We start from the raw sequence: 21,399 nt of genomic DNA on the forward strand, positions 1-21,399 counted from the left end.
TTAATTTTGTACGGTGTTACAAACAGTTTATATTTCATATTCAATTCCTAAACTAAAAATTGAAGATTTAATTGAATTATCTCTTTCTATAACTCCAAGAAAATATTTTGTATTAACACGTACATTTTCAAGTATTTTATATCCTAAACCTATATTAAATCCAAAATCAAATTTGTCATAATTTATATTGTTGTTTTCAAAGTTATTCTCTAAAAATTGTTCAAATGGGTTTTTAGTAGTTTCTTCATTACGGTCTATTATGTACCCTAATTGAATTCCTCCTTCTAAATTAAAATTATTATTAATAAAATATTGAAGAATAATAGGTAAAGTAATTACAGATTCATTTATTTTCCCTTCAATATCTCCAGGTCCTATTAGAACTCCATAAGAGTCACTCAATGTTTTGTTTTCATATATTCTTTTAGTTCCTTGGTTAGAAAAAAGTAATTCAGGTTGTATTTTGAACTTATCCGAGATTTCAATATTTGTATATCCACCTATATAAAAACCTATTTTCCCTTGATAATCTGCTGTTTTTGAACCCAGAAAATAAGTTTCAGGGGTATACTTAGACAAATTAACTCCCGATTTAATACCAAATTTTATTTTAGAACTTTGAGCGTTTACTGAAACCTTAAGTATTAAAATTAAAATAATCAAAATATTTTTCTTCAAATGTAATTTTTGTTTTTAATTGTTTGTAACGTGTTTGTATATGGTTTGTTGCGTGGTTAAGCACGTAATTTAGCAAATAAAAACCGAATAGAAAATCCGCGAGGATTTTCGTAAGTAGGCTAGAACTAGCAATAAATTATATACGGTGTTACCAACTGGCTTTATTATAGTTTAATCCAATTTAATTCGTTTTCCTTAATATTCTTTAAAAAATCAGCGTTAATATTTTCCGCTGAATTCGTTTTTCCGTTTTCTATTTTTATTCGTTCGTTTTGTAATTCGCCAGAAAATTGGTGATAAAAAATTCCGATTTCGTTTAGTTTGCTTTTCAATCGTTTGTCAGTCAGAAATTCGGTCCATTTTTTCGCTTCTTTGTTTTCCGCTTTTAATTCGCTTAAGTTTTTTTCTGTAAATTCTTTTCGATTCTGTTCCAGAAGCAATTCAATTCGGCGTTTTGAGAATCGTTTTCTTTCGAGTTTTTTCTGTTCTCTTTTCCAATCAGGTTTAGATGAATCGTCCGAATATTTTTTTCCTAAAACAGAACCACAATCGCAAGCTTTAGTTGTCGTTAAGAAAGTCTGAATTTCATTAGAATTTGGTATGTCTAATTTAAATTCTGCGTAATTCAGTCCGAATTCAGAAGCGATTTTTTTAATTTCTGAATTGTTAGATTTCTCTTTTATAACTAAAAAGTTGAATTGACACATAATTTTTTTTCAGCTTGTTGGTAACTCGTTATATAGAGAACAGAGTTCTCGTTTATCAGTTTTATTATCCGGATAAAAGGAACTTTTGTTCTTGTTTATCGGATTTTAAATACTGACATAACAAATAATTTTATCTCAAATATAACAAAATTAATAAGTAGTAAAGAATAAAGTTTTTAATAAGTTATGCACGGTTTTTGCTAATTTCGCCCTTCAAAAATATATACGCATGATTACTGTAGATCAATTAACGGTTGAGTTTAGTGGAAAATCCTTATTTAAAGATGTTTCGTTTGTTATAAACGAAAATGATAAAATAGCCTTAATGGGTAAAAACGGCGCCGGAAAATCAACCATGATGAAAATTATAGCAGGAGTTTCTAAAGCTAGTAAAGGCGGAGTTAGAAGTCCGAAAGACACAGTAATCGCTTACTTGCCACAGCATTTGTTAATGGAAGATAATTGCACGGTAAGAGTAGAAGCTTCTAAAGCTTTTGATGCTGTTTTTAAGATGAAATCTGAAATGGAATCATTAAATAAGCAGTTAGAAACGCGTACCGATTACGAATCGGAAGAATACATGAAAATTATAGAGCGCGTTACCGATTTAGGTGAAAGTTATTACGCTTTAGAAGAGGTGAATTACGAAGCTGAGGTAGAAAAGGCGCTGAAAGGATTGGGATTTAAGCAAGAAGATTTTGATCGTTTAACAAGTGAGTTTAGTGGTGGTTGGCGTATGCGTATTGAGTTGGCTAAAATTTTATTGCAAAAACCCGATTTAATTTTATTAGATGAACCTACAAATCACGTAGATATCGAATCGGTAATTTGGTTAGAGAATTTCTTATTAAACAAAGCCAAGGCAGTAGTGGTAATTTCGCACGATAAAGCATTTATCGATAATATTACCAACCGAACTATTGAGGTTACCATGGGAACGATTCATGATTATAAAGCCAATTATTCGCATTATTTAGAGCTTAGAAAAGAACGTCGTTCGCACCAAATAAAAGCCTACCAAGAACAACAAAAAACAATTGATGATATTAAAGGTTTTATAGAGCGTTTTAAAGGAACGTATTCTAAAACAAATCAGGTTGCATCGCGTGTGCGTATGTTAGAAAAAATTGTTCCTATAGAAATTGATGAAGTAGATACGACTTCGTTAAAATTACGTTTTTCGCCATCGCCACGTTCGGGAGATTATCCTGTAAAAGTAGAAAATTTAACCAAAAAATACGGTGATTTAACCGTTTTTGAAGAGGCTAGTTTTTCAATTTCTCGTGGTGAAAAAGTGTCGTTTGTTGGGCGTAACGGAGAAGGAAAATCAACCATGATTAAAGCAATTATGGGAGAAATAGATTTTGAAGGTGAATGCGGATTAGGGCACAATGCCAAGGTTGGATATTTTGCACAAAATCAAGCATCATTATTAGATCCTGAATTAACGGTTTTTCAAACGGTAGATGAGGTTGCTGAAGGAGATGTGCGAACGCAAATAAAAAATATTTTAGGTCGTTTTATGTTTGCTGGTGACGATATTGAAAAGAAAGTAAAAGTGCTTTCTGGTGGTGAAAAAACACGTTTGGCAATGGTTAAATTATTGCTAGAACCTGTAAATGTGTTGATTTTAGATGAGCCTACAAATCACTTAGATTTACGATCTAAAGATGTTATAAAAGAAGCGTTATTACATTTCGACGGAACCTTAATTTTAGTATCTCACGATCGTGATTTCTTGCAAGGTTTGTCTGAAAAAGTATTTGAATTTAAAGATCAACGTGTTATTGAGCATTTCGAAAATATCGATGCTTTTTTAGAGCGCAACAATATTAAAGCTTTAAAAGAAATCGATTTATAAGGTTCTTTTAAAACTCACTAAAACTTGTCAATTCGAGAGAATTGAGCTCATTTTTATGAGTGAAATTTGTATCAAGAATAAATTCTATTAATCAAGCTGTTCTCTATACAATTTTTGGTTGAAAATTACTCGAACTGACAGTTCGTTTTTTCTAATTTATCTATGTAAATAATCTTGTTTAATTATCATGTTTGGTATTCATTAAAACTTGTCAATTCGAGTGAATTGAGCTCATTTTTTGAGTGAAATTAGTATCGAGAATAGTAGTTTTTTTAGAGGAAGCTATTTCCCGCTTTCCGCACTCGCTCTTTTTTTGAAGAAGAATCAAAAAAAGGAGCTCAAACAAATCCTACAATCGGGGCTAGTAATTTTTACTACGTTTCGTGATTTTATTTTTTATTTATCAGAAAGCAGAAAAAATATATTTAGAATCTGTTTAAGTTTCATTTAAAAACAGTTTTATAGCATAAAAATAAGAAATCGAATCCGTCAAACTGAATCTATTTCAGTTTCGCATCCTGATTTACCACAATTCTTAACCTTATGTGATACTGAAATACGCTACTATTTTTTTAACAAAAAACACCGCTTAAAAATATCTTTAGCAGTGTTTTTGATGTGTAAATAGCTTATAATGTTATTCGGTAACTTTTAAACGCGCTTTGGCGGTAACAGAAATATCAGAAAAATCGTTGTTTAAATATTTTAAATAACCAGCAATGGCAATCATCGCAGCATTATCGGTAGTATATTCAAACTTGGGAATATAGGTTGTCCACCCCCAATGTTTTTCAGCAAGCTCTAAACGTTTTCTAATTTCTGAATTTGCAGAAACTCCACCAGCAATAGCAATGTGTTTAATATCGGTTTGTTTTACTGTGTTTTTTAATTTATCTATCAATATTTCAACAATTGTATGTTGTATTGATGCACAAATATCATGCAGATTTTCTTCAATAAAATTTGGATTCTCTTTTACGTTTTTTTGAATAAAGCGTAAAATACCTGTTTTTAATCCGCTAAAACTAAATTGTAAATCGCCCACTTTGGGTTTTGTAAATTGATATGCTTTCGGATTTCCTAACTGCGCATATTTATCAATTAATGGTCCGCCAGGATAAGGTAAACCTAATATTTTTGCTGATTTATCAAAAGCTTCCCCCACAGCATCATCAATAGTTTCACCTAAAATTTCCATCTCAAAATGATTGGTAACTTTTACAATTTGCGTATGTCCGCCACTTATGGTTAAACACACAAAAGGAAAAGGCGGTATTTTACAATCTTCTTCTTTAATAAAATGAGCCAAAATATGCGCCTGCATATGGTTTATATCTATTAAAGGGATATTTAAGCCTAGGGCAAAAGATTTTGCAAAAGAAGTACCCACTAACAACGATCCCATTAAGCCAGGGCCACGAGTAAAAGCAATAGCATTTAAATCGTGTTTAGTAATATTTGCTTGTTCAATAGCTTGCTGTACTACCGGAACAATATTTTGTTGATGTGCCCTTGATGCAAGTTCAGGAACAACACCGCCGTATTTAGCGTGTATTTCTTGATTAGCAACCACATTACTTATTACTTTTCCGTTATAAATTACCGAAGCACTTGTATCGTCACAAGAGCTTTCAATACCTAAGATATAGCTGTTTTTTGTACTCAATGTATTTTGTATTAAAAATGCAAAAATATCGATATATCGTTAGAATTTCGTTAAAATTAATATTTCTTTAAAATAAGGCAATGTTTTTGCAGTTAGCTGATTACATTTGTTAGTCATTTATAAAAAATATTCTAATTCAAAAAGCAGGTAAAATATTGTGGAGGTTTTTAAAGTACTGGCTGCTTTTTATAGTCTTGCTTATTATTTTATTATCACTACCTGTTGTTCAAAGTGAACTAGCAAAACAAGCAACTAATTGGCTTAACAAAGAGTATAATACTAACATTGTTGTTAAAAAAGTAGATTTATCATGGCTGGGAAGTATTCAGTTAAAAGGAATTGAAATTAGAGATCATCATAAAGACACGCTTATTTTTGTTGAAAATTTAAGTACCTCATTACAAAATGCTAAACGAATAATAGAAAATAATGTTGATTTAGGTGAAGCTTCTTTAAGTGGTGCTTATTTTAATATGAAAAAATACAAGGGAGAAGAGGACGATAACATGTCTATCTTTATTGAAAGTTTCAATAATGGTGTTCCTAAAGACAGTTTATCAAATCCTTTTGTATTAAAAAGTAAAAAAATTACTCTTGAAAACTTAACGTTTAAATTGCTAGATGAAAACGATAAAAAACCGCTTAAATTTGCTGCTTATAATGCTTACGGAAATATATTAGATTTTTCAATTATAGGGCCCGACGTTTCTTTGAATATGAGAGAAATGAGTTTTACGGAAAATAGAGATGTTAAAGTATCTAATCTATCTACAGATTTTATATATACTAGATCGTATATGTATTTAAGTAAGACGGTATTAGAAACTAATAATAACTCAAAAATACAAGGTGATATAAAATTTACTTACAACCGTAAAGATTTTGTTAATTTTAATGATAAAGTAAATATTAGCGCTAATTTCTCTAAAAGTGCGCTCGCTGTTAAAGATTTAAGTAAGTTATATAACGAGTTAAACGGTAATGATATTTTATATTTTAAAGGAAATATAAATGGTGTATTAAATAATTTTAGCGCTAATAATATTAGGCTTTATTCTAAAAACGGAATGAAGGTTGTTGGAGATATGGGGTTTGTTAATGCTATTAAAACAAGTAGGGGCTTTGTCTTTGATGCAGATTTAGAGAATGTTACTGCTAATTATTTTCAATTAAAAAATGTATTACCTAACTTATTGGGTAAATCATTACCACCAGAGTTTAAAAGACTGGGAAACTTTAAGTTAAAAGGACTTATTAGGGTTACGCCAGAACAAATGGATGCTACGCTTTCTGTAAATTCAGAAATAGGAGCGATAGTTTCTGATCTTCAATTAACAAATATTGATAAAATTAATGAAGCTACTTATATTGGTGAAGTAGAGTTTAGAAATTTAGATATAGGAATATTTGCAAATGATCCGCTATTAGGAAAAATCTCGTTAAAGGCAGATGTTAATGGAAGTGGCTTTAACGTAAATAACATAAATACTGTTATTATAGGAAAAGTAAGTAGCTTGGAGTTTAATGAGTATAAATACAAAGAGTTAAACGTTAACGGACAATTTCAAAATAAAAAATTTGACGGATTGTTAACTTCTAAGGACGATAATTTTAATTTGAGATTTGAAGGATTAGCAGATTTTTCATCAGCAATAAATAAATTTGATTTTATAGCCAATATCGAAAGAATTGATCTGAAAAGAACAAACCTTTTTACACGAGATAGTATTGCTGAGTTAAAAGGAAATATTAATTTAAATATTTCAGGAAATACTTTTGATGATATTATAGGTAAAGCAACTTTTGAAAACTTAGTTTATACAAATCAAAAACAGCAATATCCTTTTAAAATATTTGAGATAAACTCGTTGGTAAAAGACAGTATTAAAACAATAGAGGTAAACTCTGAAGATATTGTTAAAGGAGAATTAAAAGGGAAATTTTCTTTTGAAGAATTAATACCAATAACTCAAAACGCTTTAGGAAGTGTTTATACAAACTACCAACCTTATAAAGTAGCACCAAACCAGTTTTTAGATTTCGATTTTACTATTTATAATCAAATTATAGATATTTTTTTACCAAACATATCTATAGGTAAAAACACAAAATTAAAAGGAAGAATTAATTCAGATAAAAATGCATTAAAACTAACTTTTACTTCCCCTGAAATTGATGCGTATAAAAATGTTATAGAAAATATAGTGTTAAGAATGGATAATAAAAATCCGTTATATAATACCCATCTAACGGCAAGTAAAATTAATACAAAGCATTATAATATAGAGAAATTAAACCTGTTAAACAGAACAGAAAATGATACTTTGTATTTTAAATCTGTTTTTAAAGGGGGTAAAGATTATTCAGAAAGTTTTAGTTTAGATTTTTATTATACAATTAATGAACTGCAAAAATCGGTTGTTGGTATCCAAAAATCAAAACTTAATTATAAAGATTTCGATTGGGTTATAAATCAAAATGAGGATAAAAATCACAAAGTAACATTCGATTTAAAGAAAAATAATTTTAATATTAGCCCATTCATCCTTCAATCAGCAGTACAAAAAATTGAATTTAAAGGAGTTGTTCGCGATAGTACTTATAAAGATTTAAAAGTAACTTTTAATAAGGTTAAATTAAAAAGCTTTTTACCTTTGGTAGATAGTTTACGTTTAGGTGGTAATTTAAGCGGTGATTTAGATTATAAGCAAGAAGGAGATAAAATAGCCCCAAAAGGGAGTTTTTTAATAGATAATTTTAAAATTAATGAGTTTTTACAGGGCGATTTAGCACTAGATGTAAGTGGTGATAATTCTTATGAAAAATACAATGTAAACCTTTCTTTAATAAGTGAAAAAGCAAAGAACATTTCGGCAGTTGGTGAAGTTGATTTATCAAAAAATAGGTCAACAATTGATTTGGATGTGTCTTTAAAAGAATATGAGTTAGCGGCCTTTAGCCCTTTAGGAAAAGAAGTTTTAAGTAAATTAAGAGGAAATGTTACAGGAGATTTTACAGCTAAAGGGTTTTTAAATAATCCCGATTTTCAAGGGGTGTTAAATTTTGAAGATACGGGTTTAACTTTTCCGTATTTAAATATCGATTTCGATTTCAAGGGCAAAACAAGTATTACTTTAGATAAGCAACAGTTTACTTTAAATAATATTTTACTAGAAGATACCAAGCATAAAACACAGGGTGTTTTATCAGGATATATAGCACACCAAAATTTTAAAGATTGGTATTTAAAACTAGATTTAAAAACTAGAAATTTATTAATACTGGACACTAAAGAAACGGAAGAGTCTTCTTATTACGGAACAGGTTTTTTAGATGGAAGTGCAGAAATTAGAGGTCTTACCAGTAACTTAGATATTCTTGTAGAAGGTAAAACGAATAAAGGAACTGTGTTTGTTATTCCTTTAAATAATGTAAAAACAATAGATAATTATAGGCTTATCCGTTTTAAAACAAATAAGCCTGATGATAAAAATACGAGTCAAATAATAAAAGATATAAAAGGACTCGATTTAAAAATAAATCTAGCAGTAACTAAAGATGCTATTGCACAGGTGGTGATAGATAAAGTTTCGGGAAGTGAATTAAAAGGAAGTGGAGAAGGGAATTTACGAATTGATATAAATACGCTTGGTAAATTTAAAATGTATGGAGACTTTGAAATAGATAAAGGGCTATACAACTTTAAATATGCAGGAATAACAAAACCATTTACGGTTCAAAAAGGAGGAACCATTGCTTGGAATGGCAATCCCTATGATGCAGAGTTAGACTTAACAGCAATATATAAAACGAAAGCAAATCCGGCACAATTGTTAGATAATATCAATTCAAACCGAAAAATACCTATTGATTTATACACTAAAATTACAGGGGGGCTGTTTAATTCAAAGCAAGAGTTTGATATTAAAATTCCAAATGCAAACTCAACAGTTGCTTCTGAACTAGAGTTTGTTTTAAATGGAAATGATTTAAATACAAAGATGCAGCACTTCTCCTTTTTATTAGCTTTTGGTACTTTTTATAATGAAGAAACTATTGGTAATAGTGCAGCATCAGGATTAACAGGTACGGCTTCTCAAATAGCTTCAAGTATTTTAACAGATATGTTAAATAGTAAAGATGATAAATTTCAATTAGGTTTAGGATATACTCAAGGAGATAGAGGAGATGTTAATAGTTTACAGTCAGATGACCAGGTAGATGTGTCTATTTCCACTCAATTAAGTGATCGTGTTCTTGTTAATGGTAAGGTAGGTGTGCCAGTAGGTGCAAATACGCAAACAAGTGTTGTTGGTGAAGTAAAAGTAGAAGTTTTATTAAACGAAGAAGGTAATTTAAGAGGTACTGTTTTTAACAGGCAAAACGAAATACAATACTCAACTGAAGAGGAGGGCTATACACAGGGTATTGGTCTCTCGTATCAAGTAAATTTTAATAATCTATCAGACCTAGGTAAAAAATTAGGGCTAAAGAAAAAAATAACAAAAAAAGATAGTTTACAGCCTAAAAAGAAAAAGTTAGTAAGGTTTAAAACAAAAGAGAAAAAAGAATAACCAAATTTATATGAACAGAACTAAAAAAGATTACTTGGTAATCATGTTAAAAGGAATTGCTATGGGTGCAGCAGATGTTGTTCCAGGAGTTTCTGGAGGAACCATTGCCTTTATTTCAGGTATTTATGAAGAATTATTAAGTGCTATTAGTAATATCAATATAGGGTTGTTTAAAACATTAAAAAAAGACGGGTTAAAAGCTGCTTGGAAACAATTAAATGGTAACTTTTTAGCAAGCTTATTTGTTGGGATGTTTATAAGTGTAATTTCATTAGCAAAAGTAATTTCTTGGTTATTAACAAGTCACCCAATTTTATTGTGGTCTTTTTTCTTCGGACTGGTTTTAGCAAGTGTACTTTATATTGCAAAACAAATTACGAAGTGGAACGTTATAGCTGTTTTTTTGGTTGCTTTAGGAGCCGTTTTAGCATACTATATAACAACTTTAAACCCGGTTATTTCTGAAAATTCATCAACTGTTTTTATGTTTTTTGCGGGAGCAATAGCTATTTGTGCTATGATTTTACCTGGTATTTCAGGGTCGTTTATTTTAGTGCTTTTAGGAGCATATAAACCTGTGTTATCCGCGGTAAATAACCGTGATTTTACAACGATAGCAGCTATTGGTGCAGGAGCAATTATAGGGTTGTTATCCTTTTCTAGAGTTTTAAAATACTTGTTTGCAAACTACAAAAACTATACACTAGCTGTTTTAACAGGGTTTATACTAGGCTCATTAAATAAAATTTGGCCTTGGAAAAAAGTATTAACATTTAGAACAAATTCTCACGGAGAACAAGTGCCTTTTAATGAGTTATCAGTTTCGCCTTTTTCATATGATGGAAACCCGCAATTAATATACGCATCAATACTAATTATCATCGGTTTTGCATTAATTTTATTACTGGAAAAACTAGCTGTAAAAGAGCAATAGAAAATAAGTACCTTAGAGCTTTAATAGCATAAAATGTATATACAACGTACACTATTACAAAAAATAAATCTTTTTTTTAAAGGATTAACAATGGGAGGAGCTAATAAAGTTCCTGGTGTTTCGGGAGGTATGGTAGCTTTTGTAATGGGGTTTTATGAAGAGCTTATATTTTCTTTTCAAAGAATAAATGGTAAAGCGTTAAAATTACTTTTTAAAGGAAGGTTTAAAAGTTTTGCCGAATATACCAACTTACAATTCTTAGTATTAGTAATGCTGGGCAGTATGTTTAGCTACTTTAGTGTTTCTTTAATTTTAGATTATTTTTTAAAAAATTACGAGCTCTACGTCTGGGCTTGGTTTTTTGGAATGATTATAGGTTCTATTTATTACATATCAAAAGGTTTTAATGATTGGCGACCAAAAAATTTAATAGCTTTAGCAATAGGAATCTCAATAGGAGTATTTATTAGTTTTATGACACCAGCAAAAGAAAATGACAATCTTTGGTTTGTTTTTATATGCGGAATTATAGGTGTTTCTGGAATGACATTACCAGGGCTTTCGGGTTCATTTATTTTAATTTTATTGGGTAATTATGTGTTGTTATTAGTTGATAGCGTAAATGTTTTGGGAGCTGTAGTAACGAGTGTTTTGTCAGGTGATTTTGAAGTTTTAAAAGATCAAACGAAAATTAGATATTTAAAAATAATTAGTGTTTTTACAGCAGGTTCGGCTTTTGGATTAGTTTCTATGTCTCATATATTAGGCTATGTTTTAAAAAGATGGAATCAAATAGTAACAGCGGTTATTATCGGTTTTATTACAGGGTCTTTAGGGATTGTTTGGCCTTGGAAAAAAACAATATACAAAGTAAATAACGATACTTTTTTGTTGGATCAACAAGGAAGTAAAGTTGTTGAAAATTACGAGCGATTTATACCTGATTTTTCAATACAAGAAACATGGGTTTCAATAGGTTTTATCATTTTTGGTATCGCCTTAATTTTAATTATAGATTTTTATGGAAGGAAAAGAAAATAGAAGTATTTATGCCTTGGTAGGAAAAAATATTTCATATTCATTTTCGAAAGGGTATTTTACTAACAAGTTTAAAGAGTTAGAACTTCATAATAATGAATACATAAACTTTGATATTCAATCAATAAAAGAGCTTCCTTTAAAAATAGAAGACCATAAGCCGTATTTAAAAGGAATGAATGTAACGATTCCTTATAAATTAGATGTTTTTAATTATTTAGATAAAATAGATAGAAAAGCGCAAAAAGTAGGCGCAGTAAATACGATAAAGATATCTAAAAAAGGAAAATTGAAAGGTTTTAATACGGATGTTTATGGATTTAAAAAGTCATTGAAGCCATTATTGAAAAAGCATCATAAAAAAGCATTGATTTTGGGTACAGGTGGTGCCTCTAAAGCAGTTGCGTATGTGCTTAAAAAATTTAACATTAAATATAAGTTCGTTTCAAGAAATCCCGAAGGAAAGAAAGAAATTTCATACCAAGATGTAACTAAGAAAATTATTAAAACTCGTCACTTAATAATTAATTGCACACCTTTAGGAACGCATCCTAATGTTAATGACTGCCCAGATATTCCCTATCAATTTATATCAAAAGAGCATTTGTTATTCGATTTAATATACAATCCAACCGAAACGGCTTTTTTAAAAAAAGGAAAAGAGAAAGGAGCGGCAATAAAAAACGGATTAGAAATGTTAGAGCAACAAGCAGAAAAGGCTTGGGAAATATGGAATGATAACTAACGATAACTACTTGAAAATAAAATTTGGTATTCTATAAGAATCCGTATATTTATAAAATTAATTATTAGGAACTTAAACATTGTAGATATGTTAGAAAATAACGAGGAGAAATTACAACAACCAATTACTGAGGAAAACACTGTAGTGAAGGTAGAAACTGAAAATGCAGTAAACGAAGTAGAGAATGAAGTGGCTAACGATGCTGAAAAAGCAGATGAAAAGCATCAGATACCAATGTTAGAATACACTTCTATGGAGTTGGATATGTTGGTGGTGGAGTTAAGGAAGTTATTAGATAGCTATCAAGTACAGCAGTTAAAATCGAATATTGACTCGCTTAAAAACGCTTTTAACACTAAGTTTGGAGCTTTATTAGCAGAAAAGAAAGAAGCATTTTTAGCAGAAGGAGGAAATTCAATCGATTTTCAATTTTCAAGTCCAGTAAAAGCAGAATACAATAAGTTATTAGGAGCGTATAAAACAAAACGTGATGCTTATTATTCTCAATTAGAAAATCAATTAAAAGAAAACCTTAATAAAAGGAATGTTTTAATAGACGAATTAAAAACGTTGATTGCGAATGCAGATGCAAAAACAATGTACAACGATTTTCAAACAATTCAAAAAAAGTGGAGAACAATTGGACCTGTGCCAAAAACGAAATACAATGATACTTGGAAAATTTACCATCATCATGTAGAGCGCTTTTATGATTTACTTCACTTGAATAAAGATTTTAGAGAACTAGACTTTAAACATAATTTAGAAGAAAAGTTAAAATTAATTTCACGAGCAGAGGCTTTAAATGAAGTCGCAGATGTAAACGTAGCTTTTAAAGATTTACAAGATCTGCACCGTTTGTGGAAAGAAGAAATAGGGCCAGTAGGAAAAGAGCATAGAGAAGATGTTTGGAATAAGTTTAGTGAAGCTACTAAAAAAATACACGACAAACGTCACTTGTATTTTAAAGAATTAAAATCTAAGTATCAAGAAATGATTGATGCTAAATTAGAAGTAGTAGCAGAGATTGATGTATTTGATACCTCTAAGAATAAGTCACATAACGATTGGCAAAAAAGTATTGTAGAGTTAGAAAAATTAAGAAAAAAATATTTCGATATAGGTAAGCTCCCTTACAATAAAAGTGAAGCTGTTTGGCAACAGTTTAAAAATGCAACTAAAAAATTTAACAGTTCTAAAAACGTTTTTTATAAAGCAGAAAAAAGCACTCAAAATGACAATTTAAAAAACAAAATAGCATTAATTGAGCTTGCAGAAAGTATAAAAGATAGTGATGATTGGCAGGAAGCTACCAATACAATGAAACGTATTCAGTCTGATTGGAAGAAGATAGGACATGTACCAAGAAAATTCTCTGATGATATATGGAAACGTTTTAAAAATGCGTGTAATTTCTATTTTGATAGATTACATGCTCAAAAAGACGAACAAAACAAGGAGCAGTTAGCGGTTGTAGAAACTAAAAAAGAATTTTTAGATAAGCTTAAGGCATCAGAAAATTTAACGTTAGAAGCGATTGAAGAAAGTATTGTTAATTGGAGAGATTTAGGTTCTTTACCAAGAAACGCACGTCATTTAGATGAAAAGTTTAATAAAGCGATAGATGCTCATTTAGGAAACCTAAATATGAGTAAAGCTGATATCGAGATGATGAAATTTAAAAACGCTGTAGATACTTACCTATTACAAGAAGATTATAAGAAACTAGATAACGAGCAGTATTTTATTCGTAAAAAAATAGATGAATCTGTTCGCGACATGCAACAGTTAGAAAATAACTTAGGCTTCTTTTCTAATGCAAAGGACGATAACCCTTTAGTTTTAAATGTTCGTAAAGGAATTCAGGAATTTAAAGATCAATTAGATATTTGGAAAGCTAAATTATCATATGTGAAAAAGTTAGATTATTAATTTAATTTTTTTAATAAATACTAATAAAAACTCGAATCTTAAGATTCGAGTTTTTTTATATAACAGCATGATAATTTTTTAACAGTAATTAAATTTCTTATATTAAGAAAATATAAATAATTAATGAGTATTAGGGTTTTGTATATGAATTAATAGTTTATTTAAAGAGAGAAAAAATTAAAGATCTAATTTGTCAACTAGTTTTTTACAATGATTTAGTTTGAAAATTTATTTTTATTTTTTTTACTATTAAGATATAAAATGCTCTATGTTTGTTGTCTCAAAAATTAAATAATTTAATGAAAATGCAAAAATTAAGAATTGCAGTGTTATCAAGGAATCCAGAGTTATATTCAACAAAAAGATTGGTAGCTGCTGGAGAAGCACGTGGCCATGAAATGTTGGTGATAGATCATGGAAAATGTGATTTGTTAATTGAGAAAAAAAAGCCGCAAATATATTATAAAGGTAAACTTTTAGAAGGTATAGATGCAGTAATTCCAAGAATCGGAGCGTCAATTACTTTTTATGGTACTGCAGTTGTTCGTCAATTCGAGATGATGAATGTTTTTTCTACATTAAATTCTCAAGCTTTGGTGTGCTCTAGAGATAAGTTGCAAAGTATGCAAGTACTATCTAAAGCAGGTTTAAATATGCCTAAAACTACTTTTACAAATAATTCGAAAAATGTTAGTGCCGTAATTAATAAAGTAGGAGGAGCTCCTTGTATTATTAAATTGTTAGAAGGTACTCAGGGTGTAGGGGTTGTATTGGCAGAAACAAAAAGTGCAGCAGAATCGGTATTGGAGGCCTTTAATGGTTTACAAGCACGTGTTATTGTTCAGGAGTTTATTGCAGAAGCTAAAGGCGCTGATTTACGTGTTTTTGTTGTTGATGGAAATGTAGTTGGAGCAATGAAAAGACAAGGTAAAGAAGGAGAGTTTAGGTCTAATTTACATAGAGGTGGTACAGCCGAATTATTTGAGTTAACAGAAGAAGAAGAAAACGCTGCGTTAAAAGCTGCAAAAAAATTAGGTTTAAGTGTTTGTGGTGTAGATATGCTACAATCTAATTCAGGACCAATGATCATGGAAGTAAATTCTTCTCCAGGTTTAGAAGGGATAGAACAAGCAACTAAACTAGATATCGCTAAAAACATTATTCGCTATATAGAAAGAAATGTCTAAAGAAATTACCATACTAGGAGAGAAAATTTTACCTGGTAAGTCGTATCAAATAAAAATGGATATTGCACGACTGCATACAAGAACAAAGATAGAAGTAGCTGTTATTGTAAGTAGAGCCAAAAAAGATGGTCCTTGTGTATTAGTAAGTGCTGGTATTCATGGTAATGAGGTAAATGGGGTGGAAATTGTTAGGCAAATAGTTGCTAATAAGTACAATATGCCAGATGCAGGAATGATTATTTGCGTTCCTGTAGTAAATGTATTTGGATTTATCATTAAAACAAGAGAGTTTCCCGATGGTAAAGACCTGAATAGAAGTTTCCCAGGAACAAAAAAAGGCTCTTTAGCAAGTAATTTCGCTTATTCTTTTATGAATGAAATAGTTGAGCATGCAGATTATTGTATTGATTTTCATACAGGAGGTGATGATAGATTTAATTATCCGCAGGTAAGAATTTCAGAAGAAGATGAAGATACTTTTAATTTGGCTAAAATTTTTGGTGCTAAGTTTGTTAAGTATTCTTCTGAGCGCGATAAGTCTTTTAGAGCATCAGCAGTTTCAATAGGAAAAAAAGTGTTGTTGTATGAAGGAGGGAAGTCTTTAGATATAAATAATAAAGTAACACATGTTGGAGTTACGGGGATTTTAAATGTATTAGATTATTTGGGAGTTAAAAAATTTCCAACTTCATATACGCCTTTTGATAAAGATGAAGATCAGGTAGTTTTTAGTAATTCGAAATGGGTTAGAGCTAGTGCTTCTGGAATGTATAGGTCATTGTTGCGTAATGGAGATCCTGTAGAAAAAGGGGCTGTTATAGGGTTAATAACGGATCCTTATGGTTTTTTTGAAAGAAAAATAAAAGCACCAGTATCGGGTTATATTATTTGCTTAAATCATTCACCAATAGTAAACCAAGGCGATGCAATTGCGCATATAGCAATTCATAATAATTAAAATATTAAACACTTAATTATTACATATAAAAAAAGCTCTCGGAAACGAGAGCTTTTTTTATATTTAAAAGTAAAATATTAAACAAATAAGTTGTCAATTTTTTCTTTTTCTTCTTGAGCTAAAGCAGCATCTACTAAGATACGACCACTATGCTCATCGATTGTGATTTTCTTACGGTTCGCAATCTCTAACTGCACCTGAGGCGGTATTGTAAAGAAAGAACCACCAGCAGCACCACGCTCAATAGCAACAACAGCTAAGCCATTTCTTACTTTTGTACGGATTCTGTTATAAGCAGTTAATAAATGATCATCGATAGATTTTGCATATTCTATAGATTTCTCTTTTAGCAATTGCTCTTCTTTCTCTGTTTCCTTTAAAATAGTGTCCAATTCATCTTTCTTGTGAGTTAAATGATTTTCTTGCTTTTTTAATTTCTCTTTGGTAGCCTCAACAACTTCGTTTTTTTGAGCTATTTTAACTTTATATTCTTTAATTCTTTTTTCTGATAATTCAATTTCTAATTCTTGAAATTCAACTTCTTTAGATAAAGAATCAAACTCACGGTTGTTACGAACATTCTTTTGTTGTTCTGCGTATTTTTCAATTAAAGCTTTAGATTCAGTAATAGCCAATTTCTTATTGCTAACATCTGTATCTAAGCTAGTAGCTTCTTCTTTTAACTTAGAAAGTCTTGTGTTTAATCCGGCAACTTCATCTTCTAAATCTTCAACTTCTAAAGGTAATTCACCACGAACATTTCTGATTTCGTCAATTCTAGAATCGATTAACTGTAAATCATATAACGCTCTTAACTTTTCTTCTACCGTTACTTCTTTTTTTGCCATCTGTTATATATAGTGTATTGGATTTGTACTTTTTTCACTTAAAATAATCGCAAAAGTACTAAATTTTTTACGAAGATAATCACTCAAAAGGTTTTTTGTAAACTGTTCACTTTCATAATGTCCAACATCAGCGAGTAATATTCTTTTTTCAGCTTTAAAAAACTCATGATATTTAAAATCAGCACTAATATAAGCATCTGCATTCAATCTCATGGCATTTTTTATGGCAAAGCTTCCTGATCCGCCTAAAACAGCAACTTTTTTAATCGGTTTGTCTAATAATTCAGAATGCCTAACACAATCAGTTTTAAAAGTTTTCTTAACAAAAGTTAGAAATTCTTTTTCATTCATTGGGTTTGCTAATTCACCAAGCATTCCCATACCTATATGTGGATTACTGTTTTCTAAAGTAATTATTTCGTATGCTACTTCTTCATACGAATGAAAATCGAACAAAGTTTTTAATATTTTACCTTCTAAATAACTATCAAAAGTTACCGAAATACAGGTTTCTTCTTCAAACATGAATGTACCTTTTTCGCCAACAGTTGGGTTTGAGTCTTCTCCACCTTTATAACTTCCTTTACCCTCTACATTAAAAGAGCAATTCTCGTAATTACCAATACTTCCTGCACCGGCATTAAAAAGTTTGGTACGTAAGTTTTTAGCTTCAGCAATCGGAACATACGTAGTAAGTTTTTTTATAATTCCTTTTTTAGGAATTAATGTTTTGCAGTTTTGTAAGCCTAAAACTTCACACATTTTAGCTGAAACTCCATTGTTAACATTATCTAAAGCAGTATGTGTAGCATAAATAGCAATGTTGTTTTGAATAGCTTTTAAAACAACACGCTCTACATAATTAGTACCGTTTATTTTTTTCAATCCACTAAAAATAATAGGATGAAAGCTTACAATTAAATTACAGCCATTGGCAATGGCTTCATCAACGGTTTCCTCTAAAGTATCAAGTGTAACTATAACTCCAGTTACTTTTGTATTATAACTACCAATTAGTAAACCAACATTGTCAAAATCTTCAGCATACGAAAGTGGTGCTAGTTTTTCAATATGATCAGTAACGTTTTTTATTTGCATTTTCTTGATTTTAAAGGATGCTGCTAAGTTACTAAAACTTGTTATTACGAGGAAGAATGACGAAGTAATCTAATCTACTACGAAAGATTACTTCACTTTGTTCGTAATGACGAAATAATTTTTACTTTTGATGTAATGATATTACTTCGATTTTTATTATTTCCGTTTGCCGTTTTATACGACGTTGTTACAACGATTCGTAATTGGTTTTTTGAGATAGGTTTATTAAAATCTACCTCTTTTGATATCCCGGTTATTGTAGTCGGAAACTTAAGCGTTGGTGGAACAGGAAAAACACCACAGATAGAATATTTAATACGTTTACTAAAAGATGCCCATAAGGTTGCTGTTTTAAGCAGGGGGTATAAACGAAAAACAACAGGTTTTCAGATTGTAAATACAAAACATTCTGCAATTGATGTTGGAGATGAACCTTTACAGTTTTATAAAAAGTTTAAAAATGAAGTAACCATTGCTGTTGATGCTGATAGAACAAACGGAATTCAACAATTATTAAACTTAAAAACTTCGCCTGAAGTAGTTTTGTTAGATGATGCTTATCAACACCGAAAAGTAAAAGGAAGTAGTTATGTTTTGTTAACGAAATATGACGATTTGTATGTGGATGATTTTATGTTACCTACCGGAAATTTAAGAGAGAGTAGGAGCGGAGCAAAAAGAGCATCGGTAATTATTGTAACTAAATGTCCGCATGATTTAGATCAAAAAACTAAGGATAGTATTATTAAAAAGATAGCGCCTAAAAAAGAACAACAAGTTTTTTTTACAGCGATATCTTACGATGAAAATATTAAAGGAAGTGCAGTTCCGATAACAATATCTGATTTAAAAGAAAAAGAAGTATTGTTGGTAACCGGAATCGCAAACCCAGATTCGTTATTGAGTTTTTTATCAGAAGAGCATATAGAATACAAGCATTTAGCTTATCCTGATCATTATAATTTTACGGATAATGATATTATAAAGATTAAAAGTGAAAGCGAAATCATTTCTTCTGAAACCGTAATATTAACAACAGAAAAAGATTATATGCGCTTAAACGGAAAGATTGATAATCTGTGTTATATAACTATAAAAAGCACTTTTTTATCAGAAGAAGAAAAGTTTAAGCAGTTTGTAATTGATCATATAAAAGGTGGAGAAAACACTAAATAACGCGTTCATCAGCCTTGTAAGCACCACGACGATGTAAAATCCATTGCGCTTCATCTAACGGATTTACACCTTTAAACTTCTTTGTTTTTCCTTCTCCTTCAGGACAAACAGCATATTCATGAAAAACGGTTCTTAAACGAAGCCTACCGCTGCAAATACTATTTAGTTTTATGCTAAGGTCTAAAGATGTAGCAACAGGAATCGTGCCCGATAATACTACTAAATCTTGCTCAAAAGCAGGTGTGTTTATCGTTGCTCTTCTATGAGTAAGTTCAGAAATTAATTTACCTAATAACTCTTCATTGGTTTTTATTTCAAAGCGTAATAAAGGTTCTAATAAGTGCGTACCTCCGTTTTGTAAACCTTTCATTATTCCCATTGGAGTGGCTAAATTAAAATCACCAGGTCTAGAATGCACATTATGATCTTCTCCTTTAATTAACGTAATTTTTACATCGGTAACATTCCAGCCTAAAAGACCTTGCTCTAAAGCTTTTGGAATTGTTCTTGCTATTTCATTTTGATATTTATTATGAACATCATTTTTAGAAACAATTGATTGATATGTAACACCTGAGTTTAACGCTGCAGGTTCAATTAAAAAAGTCATAATTGCCCAACAAGGTTTTGGCATCCAATAACGAATATAACCTTCGGCGGCTTTAGTTATTGTTTCTTTATAAACTATTTGAGGATCTGTAAAATTTACAGCAATATTAAAACGTTCTTGCAGTAAGTGGGTGATTACTTCTATTTGCATGTCTCCCATTAATAAAAGAATCAATTCTTTTTCGGGTTTATGCCATTTAAATTGTAAACTCGGATCTTCTTTATCTATAAGCTGTAATGCCTGCGCAAGGGCATTATAATCTTTATCGTTAATAGCAATTACTTGTACACTTAAAACCGGAATATTTAATTCTGGCAAGGTTGGTATTTCTGAAGGATTACCAAGAATGTCTCCTGCTTTTGTACCTAAAACTCCAGTAATTATACCGATGTCTCCAGTTGTAATATTAGTATCTAAATGTTTTGTATGATGAAATACTTTAGTCTGATTTATTTTAGATTCTATTGCTTGTGTATGGTTGTAAATAGTTGTTTTGGAAGATAAGGTTCCTGAAAAAACTTTTACATGCGCCATGGCTCCGTGTACTGCATGATGCTCTAATTTATAAACATAAGCGGCAACTTCTTCAGAAACATTTCTTTTTTTAGGTTTGATAAAATCCACCAATCCGTTTAATAAAATTTCAACACCAATGTTATTTTTCGCAATTCCAGTAAATACAGGAACTATCATATTGTTAGAAGCACTTTTTGCAATTGTATTTAAGTAGACTTCATCAGAAAAATGAATTCCGTTTAAATATTGAGTAAGCAGCTTTTCATCAGTTTCTATGAGTTCTTCAGTAATCGTTTCTTTTTGCTCCTTACTAATTTTATTATTGTTAAAAATTTCGGTTATATAAGCAGAAGTTAAACCTTCGTCATGACTCGTAGAAATAGCTACCGTTTTATATTGTAGCTCTTTTTTTATTTGTAGTAAAACAGCTTCTGTGTCTGCACCTGGTCTGTCTATTTTATTGATAAAAATTAGCGTAGGTATTTTTAAATCATGCAAAGCGTCTACTATTGTTAAGGTATGTGCTTGCACTCCCTCAACAGCAGAAATTACTAAAATAACAGCATCAACAACACAAAGAGTTCTTGCAACCTCACTAGAAAAATCTACGTGACCAGGAGTATCAATTAAGTTAATTTTAGTGTTTTTCCAATTAAAAGAAGTAGTGGCAGCTTTAATCGAAATTCCGCGTTCTTTTTCTAAAGTTAAATTATCGGTAACCGCAGATCCTTTATCCACACTTCCTATTTCTCTAATAGCACCAGCATGATATAATAAATGTTCTGTTAATGTAGTTTTTCCGGCATCTACATGCGCCAGAATACCAATATTAAGAATGTTAGAATGCTTCATTAATTAGTGTGATACTTGT

15 protein-coding genes are annotated in these 21,399 nt (G+C 30.4%); 9 read left to right on the top strand and 6 right to left on the bottom strand.

Translation table 11 applies throughout. From position 1 onward, the window contains the following. Positions 1–27: 27 nt before the first annotated feature. On the bottom strand, positions 28–678 hold the full coding sequence (locus ACQ629_RS12120; RefSeq protein WP_483705301.1) for a porin family protein: 651 nt from the start codon (positions 676–678) through the stop codon (positions 28–30). Positions 679–842: 164 nt separating this feature from the next. Beyond that, positions 843–1,385, bottom strand: coding sequence for a hypothetical protein (locus tag ACQ629_RS12125; RefSeq protein ID WP_483705303.1), 543 nt, complete (start codon positions 1,383–1,385; stop codon positions 843–845). A gap of 229 nt (positions 1,386–1,614) precedes the next feature. Between ACQ629_RS12125 and ACQ629_RS12130 the strand changes: the two genes are divergently transcribed. Next, positions 1,615–3,246: an ABC-F family ATP-binding cassette domain-containing protein gene (locus tag ACQ629_RS12130; RefSeq protein ID WP_483705305.1), complete on the top strand. Its 1,632-nt coding sequence runs from the start codon at positions 1,615–1,617 to the stop codon at positions 3,244–3,246. Between the two features lie 637 nt (positions 3,247–3,883). On the opposite strand, the gene tsaD is transcribed toward ACQ629_RS12130, so the two are convergent. Continuing rightward, positions 3,884–4,912 carry a tRNA (adenosine(37)-N6)-threonylcarbamoyltransferase complex transferase subunit TsaD gene (gene tsaD, locus ACQ629_RS12135; protein ID WP_483705307.1) on the bottom strand — a complete coding sequence of 343 codons (1,029 nt, stop codon included), beginning with the start codon at positions 4,910–4,912 and terminating at the stop codon, positions 3,884–3,886. Between the two features lie 194 nt (positions 4,913–5,106). Here tsaD and ACQ629_RS12140 point away from each other — a divergent pair, with 194 nt between their 5' ends. The 7 genes from ACQ629_RS12140 to ACQ629_RS12170 all read left to right on the top strand — a co-directional run bounded on the left by ACQ629_RS12140 (position 5,107) and on the right by ACQ629_RS12170 (position 16,280). Next, positions 5,107–9,486, top strand: coding sequence for a translocation/assembly module TamB domain-containing protein (locus ACQ629_RS12140; RefSeq protein ID WP_483705309.1), 4,380 nt, complete (start codon positions 5,107–5,109; stop codon positions 9,484–9,486). 10 nt (positions 9,487–9,496) lie between these two features. Continuing rightward, a complete protein-coding gene (locus ACQ629_RS12145) occupies positions 9,497–10,420 on the top strand; it encodes a polyprenyl-phosphate transporter (RefSeq protein WP_483705311.1) in 924 nt (307 codons plus the stop codon). Between the two features lie 33 nt (positions 10,421–10,453). After that, on the top strand, positions 10,454–11,461 hold the full coding sequence (locus ACQ629_RS12150; RefSeq protein WP_483705313.1) for a DUF368 domain-containing protein: 1,008 nt from the start codon (positions 10,454–10,456) through the stop codon (positions 11,459–11,461). Continuing rightward, positions 11,442–12,203: a shikimate dehydrogenase family protein gene (locus ACQ629_RS12155; protein ID WP_483705315.1), complete on the top strand. Its 762-nt coding sequence runs from the start codon at positions 11,442–11,444 to the stop codon at positions 12,201–12,203. The genes ACQ629_RS12150 and ACQ629_RS12155 overlap by 20 nt, the downstream gene beginning before the upstream one ends. An 87-nt stretch (positions 12,204–12,290) precedes the next feature. Further along, positions 12,291–14,135 carry a DUF349 domain-containing protein gene (locus ACQ629_RS12160; protein WP_483705317.1) on the top strand — a complete coding sequence of 615 codons (1,845 nt, stop codon included), beginning with the start codon at positions 12,291–12,293 and terminating at the stop codon, positions 14,133–14,135. A 305-nt stretch (positions 14,136–14,440) separates the two neighbouring features. Then, a complete protein-coding gene (gene rimK, locus ACQ629_RS12165) occupies positions 14,441–15,322 on the top strand; it encodes a 30S ribosomal protein S6--L-glutamate ligase (protein ID WP_483705319.1) in 882 nt (293 codons plus the stop codon). Next, a complete protein-coding gene (locus ACQ629_RS12170) occupies positions 15,315–16,280 on the top strand; it encodes a succinylglutamate desuccinylase/aspartoacylase family protein (RefSeq protein WP_483705321.1) in 966 nt (321 codons plus the stop codon). The genes rimK and ACQ629_RS12170 overlap by 8 nt, the downstream gene beginning before the upstream one ends. A gap of 77 nt (positions 16,281–16,357) precedes the next feature. Here ACQ629_RS12170 and ACQ629_RS12175 read toward each other — a convergent pair whose 3' ends face one another. Together ACQ629_RS12175 and ACQ629_RS12180 are read right to left on the bottom strand one after the other, a co-directional pair. Then, complete coding sequence (locus ACQ629_RS12175) at positions 16,358–17,128, bottom strand: zinc ribbon domain-containing protein (protein WP_483705323.1); 771 nt, start codon at positions 17,126–17,128, stop codon at positions 16,358–16,360. A 3-nt stretch (positions 17,129–17,131) separates the two neighbouring features. Next, positions 17,132–18,226, bottom strand: a complete 1,095-nt coding sequence (locus ACQ629_RS12180; RefSeq protein WP_483705325.1) for a Nif3-like dinuclear metal center hexameric protein — start codon at positions 18,224–18,226, stop codon at positions 17,132–17,134. Between the two features lie 135 nt (positions 18,227–18,361). On the opposite strand from ACQ629_RS12180, the gene lpxK reads away from it, so the two are divergent. Continuing rightward, positions 18,362–19,402, top strand: a complete 1,041-nt coding sequence (lpxK, locus tag ACQ629_RS12185) for a tetraacyldisaccharide 4'-kinase (RefSeq protein WP_483705327.1) — start codon at positions 18,362–18,364, stop codon at positions 19,400–19,402. Here the strand turns inward: lpxK and ACQ629_RS12190 are convergent. Next, positions 19,395–21,380, bottom strand: coding sequence for a GTP-binding protein (locus ACQ629_RS12190; RefSeq protein WP_483705329.1), 1,986 nt, complete (start codon positions 21,378–21,380; stop codon positions 19,395–19,397). The genes lpxK and ACQ629_RS12190 overlap by 8 nt on opposite strands. Between the last annotated feature and the right edge of the window lie 19 nt (positions 21,381–21,399).

This window comes from Tenacibaculum sp. SM2510 (genome assembly GCF_057002845.1).

Bases quoted from the DNA above. Each gene is read 5' to 3' on its own strand.
- rimK (WP_483705319.1), top strand. From the start codon at position 14,441: ATGCAAAAATTAAGAATTGCAGTGTTATCAAGGAATCCAGAGTTATAT.
- ACQ629_RS12125 (WP_483705303.1), bottom strand. From the start codon at position 1,385: ATGTGTCAATTCAACTTTTTAGTTATAAAAGAGAAATCTAACAATTCA.
- ACQ629_RS12155 (WP_483705315.1), top strand. From the start codon at position 11,442: ATGGAAGGAAAAGAAAATAGAAGTATTTATGCCTTGGTAGGAAAAAAT.
- ACQ629_RS12175 (WP_483705323.1), bottom strand. From the start codon at position 17,128: ATGGCAAAAAAAGAAGTAACGGTAGAAGAAAAGTTAAGAGCGTTATAT.
- ACQ629_RS12130 (WP_483705305.1), top strand. From the start codon at position 1,615: ATGATTACTGTAGATCAATTAACGGTTGAGTTTAGTGGAAAATCCTTA.
- ACQ629_RS12180 (WP_483705325.1), bottom strand. From the start codon at position 18,226: ATGCAAATAAAAAACGTTACTGATCATATTGAAAAACTAGCACCACTT.
- ACQ629_RS12150 (WP_483705313.1), top strand. From the start codon at position 10,454: ATGTATATACAACGTACACTATTACAAAAAATAAATCTTTTTTTTAAA.
- ACQ629_RS12145 (WP_483705311.1), top strand. From the start codon at position 9,497: ATGAACAGAACTAAAAAAGATTACTTGGTAATCATGTTAAAAGGAATT.
- ACQ629_RS12160 (WP_483705317.1), top strand. From the start codon at position 12,291: ATGTTAGAAAATAACGAGGAGAAATTACAACAACCAATTACTGAGGAA.
- ACQ629_RS12190 (WP_483705329.1), bottom strand. From the start codon at position 21,380: ATGAAGCATTCTAACATTCTTAATATTGGTATTCTGGCGCATGTAGAT.
- lpxK (WP_483705327.1), top strand. From the start codon at position 18,362: ATGATATTACTTCGATTTTTATTATTTCCGTTTGCCGTTTTATACGAC.
- ACQ629_RS12170 (WP_483705321.1), top strand. From the start codon at position 15,315: ATGTCTAAAGAAATTACCATACTAGGAGAGAAAATTTTACCTGGTAAG.